This is a genomic window from Geotalea uraniireducens, from assembly GCF_027943965.1.
GTDB classification, from domain to species: domain Bacteria; phylum Desulfobacterota; class Desulfuromonadia; order Geobacterales; family Geobacteraceae; genus Geobacter; species Geobacter uraniireducens.
Genome location: NZ_AP027151.1, coordinates 2,000,602 through 2,012,733, shown reverse-complemented (window position 1 = coordinate 2,012,733; position 12,132 = coordinate 2,000,602). Strand labels below are relative to the sequence as shown.

Here is a 12,132-nt window from a genome sequence, read left to right as displayed (position 1 = left end):
TTCGACATAGCGGGCAGGAGTCGTGCCGGTTTCGGCAGCGAAGGGTTAGGTCTTCATTCTACACAAGATTTGGAATGCAGACGCGCCCCCTCTTTGTTCCCGCATACAGAATACAAGCATCTACATATAGATACCGGTGACTTACTGGCGCCGATCTCCCAAAAAGGCAGGGGAGTGCCCCGTTGGACAGATAATGAGCTGAAATAAATTGGGGAACTCCGGGGCGAAGTCACGCCGCACATCGGACCGGGACGTTCTTCCCCCGGCTGGTTCGGAAGGAAGGAGGCACATCATGGCTGCAAGAATCAATCTCAGGAAGGTTGCACCGGGCGCCGGGCAGGTGATGCTCGGTCTGGAAAGATACCTGCACGACTGCGGGCTGGAGGCCTCGCTGCTGGATCTGGTACGGATGCGGGCGCCGCAGATCAACGGCTGCGCCTATTGTCTGGACATGCACTCGAAGGATGCCCGGGCAACGGGAGAAACCGAGCAGCGGCTCTACCTGCTCAACGCCTGGCGGGAGCCCCCCTTCTTCAGCGAGCGGGAACGGGCGGCCCTCGCCTGGACAGAGGCGTTGCCCCTGATCGCCGAGACCCACGCCCCTGACGAGACATACGAGGAGGCGCGCCGCCAGTTCAGCGAGGCCGAGCTGGTGAATCTCAGCCTGGCGATCGTCGCCATCAACGGCCGGAACCGGCTGGCCATCGGCTTCCGCTCCCCGGTTGGGGGCTACCGGGCCGGCATGTCTGACAAGCTGCTCCAGAACCGGTGAGGGAAACCCGCCCAATTGCTCCGGGCACACTCTACGCCGTTACCACCCCATGCCGTGTCTCCTGCCCTCCCATCGGGCCTGCATGGGTCCCCGCCATTCGGGGCGATAATACCGGTAGCCGTCGTCGTCGCCGTCGCGGTAATGACCCATTCGTTCAGCCCTGAGATAGCGCAGCCTGCCGATCGGGTACCTGCGGAGCCCCCAAGGGAGCGCGCTGAAGCCGACCTGTACCCACGGCCCGTTGTAATAAGGCGCCGCGTACCAGATGTCGTCCCGACACAGATAATAACGGCTGCCCGCGTAGAACATGTCGTACGGGACGCCGACAGCAGCGTAAAAACCTAACCCGGGCTGCGCGACGAATTCGGGCGGCTGGTCGGGATAGGCACCCACCGAAACCAGGAAGTTGCCAAAGTTGATCCCCAGATTGACGTTGGCAGCATGAGCGCCGGCTACCGAAATAGTGAGCAGCGCTACACTCAACAGACCGATAACTAACTTTTTCATAGTATCCTCGTAACCCGTTGTGCGGGTCTCAAATCATGTTCCTATTACCCGGCGATTCAGGAAACGAGGGGCTGTTGTCCGCCAAACAGCCCCTCGTCCGACTTTTACCTGTCGGCTGAAGTCTCCATTACCCCTGCTGACCGGAATTGGTGCCACTAGCAGGAGAAGAAGAACCGCTGTGCCCCCGGGCTGAATTCGAGCCGCCCGTCCGCCGATTCTGGGCGTGCTGGCTGCCCGATCGGCTGGATGAACTCATGCCGGAGGCCGATGCCCCTGATCCACCCTGCCCCGAGGTGACGCCATTCATCCCCTGCGTGGCTCTCCCGGAAGATCCGGCCATGGAAGAGCCCGACCCGCTCCGACTGCCGTTCTGCTGCCCGAGAGCGAGATGCCGGCCGGAATTGTTGCCGGAGAACCTGCTGCGGGACTGGGAGTTGGACGTGCTCCGCTGGTGGTTGAAGGCATTGCCGCCGCCAAAACCGCCGCCCCGGCTAAAGCCTCCGCCTCCCCCCATGCCGCCACCGAAGGCGAACGCCTGGCCGGCAAGCGCCAACGATGCAAAGACCAGTACTGCCGAAATAGTCGTGTTTCTTTTCATTGTGATGAACCTCCCTGTGGTTGACTTCCTGCCAGGGGATATTACACGGCCTGTGCCAACGACAAATACGACTGCTATCGCATGTTATTTCGGCACGTTAACAGAAAAGTTGGAACACCTTACTGAATGACCGGCGCAAGATTCTGCACCTCCACGAGAAAATAATTGCACCATCCAGGCCCGTCGCCAGTTAACCAGTATTAATAAGCAAAATTAAAAGAGTACTGCCATAATTTAAGAAAAATGCTAACTGGCTGTAACAGTACTTGTTATCCGAATGTCGAGGAGTTGATTGTCGCCGACTCGATTCGTACCCTTCCGGCCAATTTTCATGACAGCTTTCCACGATATCTAAAATGAATTTTGTGCAACTAGTTGCGGGGCCGGTCCCAGCTGATAGAATTTTGAAGATCTGTTCTTACATTCTGCCGCCAAATTGAGGAGATGAAAATGGAACCCAGCCAGAAGGTCCTGCTTGCCTCAGTTCTCGCTTTAGCGCTTTACTCGCCCTTGCAGGTCAATGCCGCGGAAAAAATGGCCCCCAAGGAACAATCTCAACCCAACTATTTTGCGGCGCTCAGCGTCGAGTACGGCACCGGCGATTACGGGACCAGCATCACGACCGACTCCGTGACCACGAAACTGACACTCGGCTGGTATCCGACGGACCGCCTGGACCTCTCGTTGGAAATCCCCTACCTGTATCAGAGCAACAGCACGACTACCCCCTTCGGCATGGGCCGTTTCAGGACCGCCACCATGCAGTCGGGAGGACAGGGGCAGAGCTCCGGGCCGCGACGTATGGGCTCATCGGCATTCGCCTCCACCTTCGATGTTAACAAGTCGCAGAGCGGCATCGGCGACCTGGTCCTCAAGGGGGGGTACATTGTCGTACAGGAAAGGAATGCGGTGCCTGAAATCCGCCCCGAAGCCTATGTCAAGTTCCCCACCGCCGACAAAGACAAGGGGCTCGGTACCGGGGAATTCGATGCCGGCGTGGGTGTGACGCTGAACAAGTGGCTTGGCGACTGGAACGGCTACTGCGAGGGGGTTTACAACTACATCGGCAAATCTTCGGACTTCCAGCTGAAGGATTACTTCAGTTATGACCTGGGAGTGGGATACCAGGTGACTGACCGGTTCCTGCCCGCATTGGCGCTAAAAGGGACAACAAACCCGGGCGACGGGTCTCCCCCGTACTGCCAACTGCGCGAAACTGCGCTCTACAAAATCAGCGACCGGTGGGGAGTTAACGGCTATCTCGGCGAAGGGTTAACCGACGGCACGCCCTCCTTCGCGTTGGGAGCGGAGGTCAACTATCAGTTCTGAAACGGGTAATTCAAAACATTAGCCGATCTTCCTGAAAGATAATTGCCTGGCACTTCGCCGAACGAAAGGAGTACGATATTTTAGGAGTAATCCTCCTACCCCCCAAATGGAGGTCAGCATGGCGGACATGACGCAAAGCATTGCGGGAATCAACGATCTGGCAACGAAGCTGCAGTCGGGTTCGGCCGGGACGGGATCATCGTCTCTGGGGCTCGGCTCGCTGCTCGGCGGGATGAGCATGACCGGCCTCTTCATCAGCATTGTGGCGGGGCTGATCGGCTCGGGCTATTTCATCTACGGCAAGAAAAACGCCAACTTCAAGATGCTGTTCAGCGGCCTGGGGCTCTGCGTGGTCCCTTATTTCATCAGCAGCACCATCCTGCTCGTCATCGCCTGCGTGGCGATGGCCGCGGCGCCATTCTTCCTCTGAGCCACCAGTCCTTCAGCGTTTGTGCCGCACCAGGGCGACGAACACCCAGACCACCGCCAGCGGCAGAAGCACCAGCAGCAGGTAGGGAAACATCAGCCAGGCCAGCAACAGGCCGAAAAAGATCACGCAGCCGAGGATAAAGAGCCCCGCCCCGGCCATGACGAACGCCAGGAAGATCGCCGCGCAGAACGACGCCACCGCCGCGACGATCAGCCCGGCGGCCCCCACCGCCCCCTTGAACGGCCCGGTCAACTCCTGGCCGTTGACGATGATCCGGGTCGCCCCACCCTCCATGAACAATCCCCAGCAGACCAGGGCAAGCATCAAGAGCGCCAGGACTAGCGCCATTTTTTTCGTCATCGGTCACCTCCGCCGCGAATCATACGCCTCTTCGTTGTGATCGGCAAGTATGCTCCGGCCGCAAAAAGAGCGGGCCGGAGGACACCCCCCGGCCCGGCTAAAACACGCACCCCACCAGCTTCAAATAAGTGTGGTATTTTTGATCGGCAGCTGGCGAATCCGCTTGCCGGTTATGGCGAACAGGGCATTGCAGATCGCCGGCGCGATCGGCGGCACTCCCGGCTCGCCGACGCCGGTCGGCAAGCCGTCCCCGGGGACGAGATGCACGTGGGTCTCGTAGGGGGCTTCGTTGATCCGAGCCACCGGGTAATCGTCATAATTCGATTGCTGGATCCGCCCCTTGGCGGCGGTGATTTCACCCATCAGCGCCAGGCTGGCGGCAAAGACCGCCGCTCCTTCGAACTGGGCCCTGACCCGCTCGGGATGGACCACCCGCCCGGCATCGACCGCCACGTCGATCCGCGGGATGGAGATCCGCCCCCTGGCGTCGACCCGGACGTCGACGACGACGGCGATGTAGCTGAGGAAACTCCGATGCGCGGCAAAGCCGAGGGCGCGCCCCTTTTCCGGCCGCCGCTGTGCCCAGCCCGATTTCTCCGCCACCAGCTCGACGACCCGCCGCAACCGCCCGGTCTCCCACGGATAGAGGTCGAGCGGCATGCCGTAGTTGGCGTAAGTGGTCCCCTCGGCCTTGAAGTCGATGGTCCGCGGCGGCCCGAGCAGGTCGAGGAAATAGTCGATCCGGTCCCGGCCCGCCGCGGCGGCGAGTTCGTCGACGAACGACTGCACCGCGAAGGCGTGGTAAATATTGGCCACCGAACGGAACCAGCCGATCCGGACATGGTTCTTGGCCGGACCGTTCTCGGCCCGCAGGTTGGCGATGGCGAACGGCACGTCCAGCCACCCCTGGGACAGCTCGCCGGTACTGCCGTGGACGGCGTTGACGTCGAAGGTGGAGGGGATCGGCGGGAAGGCGCAGCGCTGCAGCCAGGCCGTCGGTTTCCCCCGTCCGTCGGTGGCCGCCTTCAGGTACATCGCCGCCACGGTGTGGTAATAGTCGTGGCGGATGTCGTCCTCCCGGCTCCAGGTGACCCGCACCGGCTTGCCGAGCTTTTTCGCCAGGATCGCCGCTTCGGCGACGTAATCGGGTTTCGACTTCCGGCCAAAGCCGCCACCGAGCAGGGTGACGTGGCAGAACACCTTTTCCCGGGCGATCCCCAACGCCTTGCCCACCGTCTCCTGCACCGCCTGCGGGTTCTGGGTCGCCGTCCAGATGGTGACCGTGCCGTCCCGGTAGTCGGCCACCGCTGCCGGCGGCTCCATGGTGGCATGGGCGAGATGGGGGACATAGTACTCGGCCTCGTGCACGGCCCCCCCCTTGGCGAAGACGGCGTCGACGTCGCCGATATTCCGCACCACCTGCTGCGGCCGGCGCACCGTCGCCAGGAGCGACTCCTTGAAGGCCGCCGAGTCGTAGCCGGCATTGGCGCCGGGCTCCCAGACGATTTTCAGCTTCTGCCGCCCCTGCAGCGCCGCCCAACTATTGTCGGCGATCACCGCCACCCCGCCGAGCGCCTGGAAGCCGTAGGGAGGAGTAGCCGGCTCGATCACCACCGTGCCGTGCACCCCCCTGACCTTGCGCGCCGCCCGGTCGTCATGGGACTTGAGCCGGCCGCCAAGGACCGGCGACCGCTCGATGGAGGCATGGACCATCCCCGGCAGCCGGGCGTCGATGCCGTAGACCGCCTGGCCGGTGCAGATGGCGTCCAGATCGACGATCGGCACCCCCTTGCCGATGTAGCGGAATTCGCCGGGGCTCTTCAGCCGCAGTTCCGTCGCCGCCGGAACCGGCTGTTTCCTGGCCAGCGCCACCAGTTCGCCGAAACCGAGCGCCCGGCCGCCGGTGTCGACGACCTGGTGGTTGCGGGCCCGGCACTCGGCCACCGGCACCCCCCACTTCGTCGCGGCAGCCCGTTCGAGCATCAGCCGCGCCGTCGCTCCCGCCTGGCGGAACACCGCATAAAAATCGCGGATCGATTTTGAACCGTCGGTATTCTGGTCGCCATACTTCGGGTCGCCGAGGGCCTGCTCCACCCGGACCCGCCCCCAGTCGGCTTCCAGCTCGTCGGCCGCTACCATCGGTAGCGCGGTGCGAATTCCCGTCCCCATCTCCGAGCGGTGGGCAATGATGATTACCGTGCCGTCCGGCTCGATCCCGAGGTAGACCCCGGGTGACCACTCGTCGTCCGCCGCCAGCGCCTCCAGAGCCCTGCCGGGAAAGAGCCGGGCACAGAGGATCAGCGCCCCGGCCGAAAACGTCGCCTTGAGGAAGCCGCGCCGGCTGACGATAAACACGTCGCTCATGATTTCACCCCCGCTGCCCGTTTGATCCCCTGGCGAATCCGCTGGTAAGTCCCGCAGCGGCAGAGATTCCCCGCCATCGCCTCGTCGATCTCCCGATCCGACGGCCGCGGCGTGTCTCGAAGGAGCGCCGCCGCCTGCATCAGCTGGCCACTCTGACAGTAGCCGCACTGCGGCACTTCGAGTTCCCGCCAGGCCTTTTGCAGCGGATGATCGCCGCTGGCTCCCAGCCCCTCAATCGTGACGACCTTTTTCCCTGCCACCAGTTTCATCGGCGTGATACAGCTCCGTACCGCCTCGCCGTCGAGGTGCACCGTACAGGCGCCGCAGAGCCCCTGGCCGCAGCCGAACTTGGTGCCGGTCAGCTGCAGTTCGTCGCGAAGATACCAGAGGAGCGGCATCTCCGGGTCGCCGGTGAAGGCGTGGCTCGTGCCGTTTACCATGAAGGTGATCTTTTTCATCTGTGCTCCCTCCTCTGCGGATCGGTTGATGCCGCCCCTACCGGTCGGCGACGAAGAAATCGCTGTTCACTCGTCACGGTCGAAGGACCGGCCGGCGATAACGGCGGTATGTCTGGCTGATCGTTGAAACGGGTGGCGGCTGTGGCCGGAGCCGAAACATGCCGGACAACGGAAGGGCCCGGGGAATGGCATTCCATGCAGCGGCGCCGGTGGCGAGCGAGCCGGCCGGCGCCGATTTCACAACTCATATACCCCATTTTGGGGGGAAGTCAATCGACCGGCCGGCCGGCATCCGGCGCTGGAGGCGTTACCTGAGGCAGGGAATGAACGGCAGAGATTACCAAGCGATGGCGCCGCTACAGTAATAACAATTAATCAATAAAAAACAATTAAACACTGTGCGCCGACTGTCAATACAATACAGCCCACTGGAATCACTGGCATTATCACCAACAATAGACGGGAATGGGCAGAGTTATTTCTACCCATCGACTTTATAGATAACCGGCGCAATTATCTGCACACAGCTTTAACTAGTATAACATCTTTTTTCGCAACTGCCATAAAACAGCTTTGCCCGACTCATGAATCGTTGCACTCGGTAATAGCATGCAGTGCTGTGCGGAGTTCATCAATTGATTTGCGTATCGTTGCCATTGCCTTGCCGTTTTATGTCATAGCGATACAATACTTATAAGGAAGATGCTCGTAGAAAGTGGCCGAGGTGACAATGCCAAAGTTTCAGCTCACGCTTTTCATAGCGGGAAAGAATGCGCACGCGGAACGAATCGTTTCGGGCGTGCACCGGATGATGGTGAATGCGGCGGCGGAATACGAACTGACTGTTTGCGACATCCTGGAGGAGCCCCAGATCGCGGAAAAGGAGAAGGTCATGGCAACACCGACCCTCGTGCTCTCGTCACCCCCGCCCTGCCGCCGGGTCGTCGGCGATGTTTCCGATCCGGCCCGGGTGCTGTCCTACCTCGGTATCCCGTCCGGCGGCAGCAGGAGTGAGCCGGGCAGGCACGGCACGGGGAAGCCGCCGTAACAGGCGACCGGAGCGAAGGAGAACCCCATGAAGAGGACCGGAAACATCTTCCGCACTCTCCTGGAGGCGGCGGCCGAAGGGATCGTCATCGTCGATGTAGAGGGGCGCATCCGCATGGTCAACGTCACCGCCGAGGCAATCTTCGGTTACCGGCAGGCGGAACTGCTCGGCAAGCCGGTGGAAGCGCTGCTGCCGGAGTCCCGGCGGGAAGCTCACCGGGTTCACCGCGCCGGCTACCTCGCCGAGCCCCGCAACCGGGCGATGGGCAACGGCCTCGAACTGGTCGGCCGGCGCAAGGACGGCAGCGAATTCCCGGTGGAGATCGCCCTGAGCCATGCCGGCGAAGGACACCGCCTGCTGGTGATGGCCTTGGTGAGCGACATCACCGGGCGCAAGCGCCGTGAGGAAGAAAAGAATAATCTCATGACGGACAGGATCAGGGAGCTGGAAACGGCGCTCAGCAGCCTCGAAGTGGTCGCCCGACCGCCGGCCGCTGCCGTAACCGCCCGCCTGATGGGGATGCCGCCGCTGAAAGAGGCGAAAGGTGGCGTCTTTACCGAATTGCTCGACGCCTACGGGCGGATCATGGAGGAAGAGCTGGAATCGCGTATCCACCGGAACGGGGAAAGAACCGACACCGCCCTCGGCGAACTGGCCGCCCGGCTCGGGTTCCTGAAGGCGACCCCGCGCGACGTGGTGGAGCTGCACGGCGCGGCCCTGCGGGAAAAAAGCACGACGACACCGCCGGCCCGGCTGCGCGGCTATCTGGAGGCAGGACACTTCCTGCTGGTAGAACTGATGGGTCACCTGGCCACGTACTATCGCAACCGGGCACTTGCCGACCGGGAACGGGAAGAGCGATCCGGCCCCGCCACGGCGAATCAAGGAGGAGAAGATGGCCGGTAAATATCTGCTGCGATTATTCATTTCGGGGAAAACGCCGCGTTCGGAGAAGTGCATCGCCAACCTCCGGGCGGTCTGCGAACGGGAGCTCGAGGGCGAGTACGAACTGGAAGTCATCGATGTCCTGGAACGGCCGCAACTGGCGGAAGACGAGAAAATCCTGGCAACGCCGACCCTGATCAAAAAGCTCCCGCCGCCGGTCCGGCGCCTGATCGGCGATCTCTCGGACCGGGAAAAGGTTCTGATCGGCCTTGACGTGAAGGATATCGACTAAGCGCAAAAAAGGAGGCGGAACCTGATGAAACCATATCGGGACATCGAAAAACTGGCAACCCACATCGCCGGCTTCGATCATATCAGCTGCGGCGGGCTGCCGAAGGGACGCACGACCCTCGTCGCGGGAACCTCGGGGAGCGCCAAAACGGTTTTCGCGGCCCAGTTCCTGGTCGCCGGGATAACCATTGCCGGGGAGAACGGCGTCTTCGTCACCTTCGAAGAGTCGCCCGACGACCTGCGCCGCAATATGAAGGGCTTCGGTTGGGACATCGGCCAGTTCGAAAAGCGCGAGCAATGGGCCTTCGTCGACGCATCTCCCGAGCCGGATCAGGAGATGGCGGTGGTGGGCGATTACGATTTCGGCGCCCTGCTGGCCCGGATCGAGCACGCCGTCCGGAAGGTGGGCGCCCGACGCGTGGCGATGGACTCCATCGGTGCCGTCTTCGCCCGGTTCAAGGATTTCTCCACGGTCCGCCGGGAACTCTTCCGGATCGTGGCCGCCCTGCGGGAGCTGGGCGTGACCGCGGTCCTGACGGCGGAACGGACCGACGAATACGGCGAGATCGCCCGCTTCGGGGTCGAGGAGTTCGTCGCCGATAACGTGGTCATCCTGCGCAACATCCTCGAAGACGAGCGGCGGCGGCGGACCATGGAGATTCTCAAGTTCCGGGGAACCTACCACCAGAAAGGGGAATGGCCGTTCACCGTCTCCAGCGGGGCGGGGATCGTGGTGCTGCCGCTTTCGGCGATGGAGCTCAACCAGCGTTCCTCGTCGACGCGCATCTACTCCGGCAACGAGGAACTGGACCGGATGTGCGGCGGCGGCTTCTTCCGCGATTCGGTAATCCTGGCTTCGGGGGCCACCGGCACCGGCAAGACCCTGCTGGCGACCAAATTCCTGACCGGCGGGACGGCACGGGGGGAGCGAGCGTTGCTGTTCGCCTTCGAGGAGAGCCGCGAACAGCTGATCCGCAACGCCGCCGGCTGGGGCGACGACCTGGAGGCACTGGAACGGGCGGGGAAGCTGCGGATCGTCTGCTCCTATCCCGAGGCGAACACCCTGGAAGACCACCTGCTCGACATCAAGGGGGCCATCGACGATTTCCAGCCGAACCGGCTGGCAATCGACAGCATGTCGGCCCTGGAGCGGGGCGCCACGGTCAAGGGTTACCGGGAATTCATCGTCGCCCTCACCTCCTTCGTCAAGCATCGGGAGATTGCCGGCCTCTTCACCGCCACAACGTCGACCCTGCTCGGCGGCGCCTCGGTAACCGAAGCGCATATTTCCACCATCACCGATACCATCCTCCTGCTCCGCTACGTCGAGACCTACGGCGAGGTCCGGCGCGGCCTGACGGTCCTCAAGATGCGCGGCTCGCGGCATGACAAGGATATCCGCGAGTACGCCATCGACGACGACGGGCTGCACATCGGCCAGCCGTTCCGGGGCGTTTCCGGCATCCTGGCGGGCAACCCGGTGCAGGCAACAGTCGATGAAATCGAACGGCTCAACGAACTGTTCAAAAGCGAATAGGGGCCAGCTGCCGGCGCGGCGCCCCCGGGGGGGACAGCCGCCTCAGGCGGCCGGCCGGACAACAGTGGGGAGTGATCCATGAACAGACGGTACCGGGAATCGAAAGAGTTGGAAGACCTCTCCCAGGCACTACAGGCCAGCGAGACGCGATTCCGCAACGTGGTGACCGCCAGCGCCGACGGGATGATCATCGTTGACGAGCACGGCATCATCATGCTCGTCAATCCGGCGGCCTCCGCCCTGTTCAACCGGGCCACCGAGGAGCTTTTGGGGGAAAGTTTCGGGTTTCCGATCGTTGCCGGCGAAACGACGGAACTGGATATCGTCCGGAGCGGTCGGCCGGCCTGCGTCGAGGTCCAGGTCACCGAGACCGCCTGGGAGGGCCGGCCCGCCCGGCTCCTGGTGCTGCGCGACATCACCGAGCGACGGCATGCCGAGCAAGAGCTCCGCAAGATGTACCGGGCCGTTCTGGAAAGCCCGAGCATGGTCATCATCACCGATCCCCACGGGGCAATCGAATTCGTCAATCCCCGCTTCTGCGAGGTAACCGGGTACTCGCTGACGGATATAGCCGGCAAAAAACCGCTCTGCCTCCGTTCGGACGTCGTCGGCGCGGAGGTCTTCGAGGGGATGATGGCGGCCATCCGGGCGCGCAGCGTCTGGCGGGGCGAGCTGGCCTGCCCCCGGAAGAACGGCGAGATCTACTGGCAGTCGCTCGCCATCTCGCCGGTGCGGGACACGGAAGGGAACGTCGTCAACTTCATTGCGGTCGGTAACGAGACCACCGAGCAGAAGCGGGCCGCGGAACAGATCCTGCGGCTGAACACCGAGCTGGAGGCGCGGGCCGCCGAACTGGAGGCCGCCAACCGGGAGCTGGAGGCATTCAATTACACGGTGGCCCACGACCTGCGGGGCCCGCTGAACGTCATCAGCAGCTATTGCCAGGTCATCAGGGACCTCTGCGGCACAAAACTCGACGACACCTGCAACGAATACCTGGCGGAAGCCTACAACGGTACCCTGCGCATGAGCCAGCTCATCGATGCCCTGATCCGGTTCTCGCTAATGTCCCACGTCGAGCTGCACCGGGAAGTGATCGACCTCAGCGCCCTGGCGCAGGAAATTGCCGTCGAGCAACAGATCATGCACCCGGAACGCCACTGTTCCTTCCGGATCGCCGGCGGCGTTACGGCCTTCGGCGACCGGAACCTCCTCAGGACGGTCCTGGCGAACCTCCTCGGCAACGCCTGGAAATACACCGGCGAACGGGACAACGGCGTGATCGAGTTCGGCACCGCGGAGCGCGACGGCACAACGGTCTATTTCGTCCGGGACAACGGCAGCGGCTTTGTCGAGGAGGAGGCGGGGAAACTCTTCGTCCCGTTCCAGCGGTTACACGGCCCCGAGCAGTTCAAGGGCTTCGGCGTCGGGCTGGCCACCGTGGAAAGGATCGTGCTTCGCCACGGCGGCAAGGTCTGGGCCGAAGGGAAACCGGGCAAGGGGGCGACCTTCTGGTTCACCCTCGCCCATGACGGTGCGTCGCCCTGAACGGT

General features: G+C 62.7%; 13 protein-coding genes. 8 read left to right on the top strand and 5 right to left on the bottom strand.

The annotated features are described in order from the left end of the window. Positions 1 to 292 precede the first annotated feature (292 nt). On the top strand, positions 293 to 772 hold the full coding sequence (locus tag QMN23_RS09425) for a carboxymuconolactone decarboxylase family protein (protein ID WP_282003673.1): 480 nt from the start codon (positions 293 to 295) through the stop codon (positions 770 to 772). A gap of 39 nt (positions 773 to 811) precedes the next feature. Here QMN23_RS09425 and QMN23_RS09420 read toward each other — a convergent pair whose 3' ends face one another. After that, positions 812 to 1,279, bottom strand: a complete 468-nt coding sequence (locus QMN23_RS09420) for a hypothetical protein (protein WP_282003671.1) — start codon at positions 1,277 to 1,279, stop codon at positions 812 to 814. 127 nt (positions 1,280 to 1,406) lie between these two features. Continuing rightward, a complete protein-coding gene (locus QMN23_RS09415; RefSeq protein WP_282003670.1) occupies positions 1,407 to 1,877 on the bottom strand; it encodes a hypothetical protein in 471 nt (156 codons plus the stop codon). A 450-nt stretch (positions 1,878 to 2,327) separates the two neighbouring features. Between QMN23_RS09415 and QMN23_RS09410 the strand changes: the two genes are divergently transcribed. Both QMN23_RS09410 and QMN23_RS09405 read left to right on the top strand, forming a co-directional pair. Then, entirely contained in the window at positions 2,328 to 3,206 is an 879-nt protein-coding gene (locus QMN23_RS09410) for a transporter (RefSeq protein ID WP_282003668.1), read from the top strand. 118 nt (positions 3,207 to 3,324) lie between these two features. Further along, on the top strand, positions 3,325 to 3,636 hold the full coding sequence (locus tag QMN23_RS09405) for a hypothetical protein (protein ID WP_282003667.1): 312 nt from the start codon (positions 3,325 to 3,327) through the stop codon (positions 3,634 to 3,636). A 12-nt stretch (positions 3,637 to 3,648) separates the two neighbouring features. Here QMN23_RS09405 and QMN23_RS09400 read toward each other — a convergent pair whose 3' ends face one another. The 3 genes from QMN23_RS09400 to QMN23_RS09390 all read right to left on the bottom strand — a co-directional run bounded on the left by QMN23_RS09400 (position 3,649) and on the right by QMN23_RS09390 (position 6,818). Next, positions 3,649 to 3,996 carry a hypothetical protein gene (locus QMN23_RS09400; RefSeq protein WP_282003666.1) on the bottom strand — a complete coding sequence of 116 codons (348 nt, stop codon included), beginning with the start codon at positions 3,994 to 3,996 and terminating at the stop codon, positions 3,649 to 3,651. Positions 3,997 to 4,116: 120 nt separating this feature from the next. After that, a complete protein-coding gene (locus QMN23_RS09395) occupies positions 4,117 to 6,360 on the bottom strand; it encodes a xanthine dehydrogenase family protein molybdopterin-binding subunit (RefSeq protein WP_282003665.1) in 2,244 nt (747 codons plus the stop codon). Then, positions 6,357 to 6,818, bottom strand: coding sequence for a (2Fe-2S)-binding protein (locus tag QMN23_RS09390; protein ID WP_282003663.1), 462 nt, complete (start codon positions 6,816 to 6,818; stop codon positions 6,357 to 6,359). Before QMN23_RS09390 ends, QMN23_RS09395 begins: the two co-directional genes overlap by 4 nt. A 730-nt stretch (positions 6,819 to 7,548) precedes the next feature. On the opposite strand from QMN23_RS09390, the gene QMN23_RS09385 reads away from it, so the two are divergent. The 5 genes from QMN23_RS09385 (at position 7,549) to QMN23_RS09365 (ending at position 12,127) form a co-directional block, all read left to right on the top strand. Then, a complete protein-coding gene (locus QMN23_RS09385; protein WP_282003662.1) occupies positions 7,549 to 7,866 on the top strand; it encodes a circadian clock KaiB family protein in 318 nt (105 codons plus the stop codon). 27 nt (positions 7,867 to 7,893) lie between these two features. Further along, positions 7,894 to 8,772 carry a PAS domain S-box protein gene (locus QMN23_RS09380; RefSeq protein ID WP_282003660.1) on the top strand — a complete coding sequence of 293 codons (879 nt, stop codon included), beginning with the start codon at positions 7,894 to 7,896 and terminating at the stop codon, positions 8,770 to 8,772. Continuing rightward, entirely contained in the window at positions 8,762 to 9,043 is a 282-nt protein-coding gene (kaiB, locus tag QMN23_RS09375) for a circadian clock protein KaiB (RefSeq protein ID WP_282003658.1), read from the top strand. Before QMN23_RS09380 ends, kaiB begins: the two co-directional genes overlap by 11 nt. A 24-nt stretch (positions 9,044 to 9,067) precedes the next feature. Further along, positions 9,068 to 10,579 carry a circadian clock protein KaiC gene (kaiC, locus tag QMN23_RS09370; protein WP_282003657.1) on the top strand — a complete coding sequence of 504 codons (1,512 nt, stop codon included), beginning with the start codon at positions 9,068 to 9,070 and terminating at the stop codon, positions 10,577 to 10,579. 78 nt (positions 10,580 to 10,657) lie between these two features. Beyond that, positions 10,658 to 12,127, top strand: a complete 1,470-nt coding sequence (locus QMN23_RS09365) for a sensor histidine kinase (protein WP_282003655.1) — start codon at positions 10,658 to 10,660, stop codon at positions 12,125 to 12,127. Positions 12,128 to 12,132: the final 5 nt, after the last annotated feature.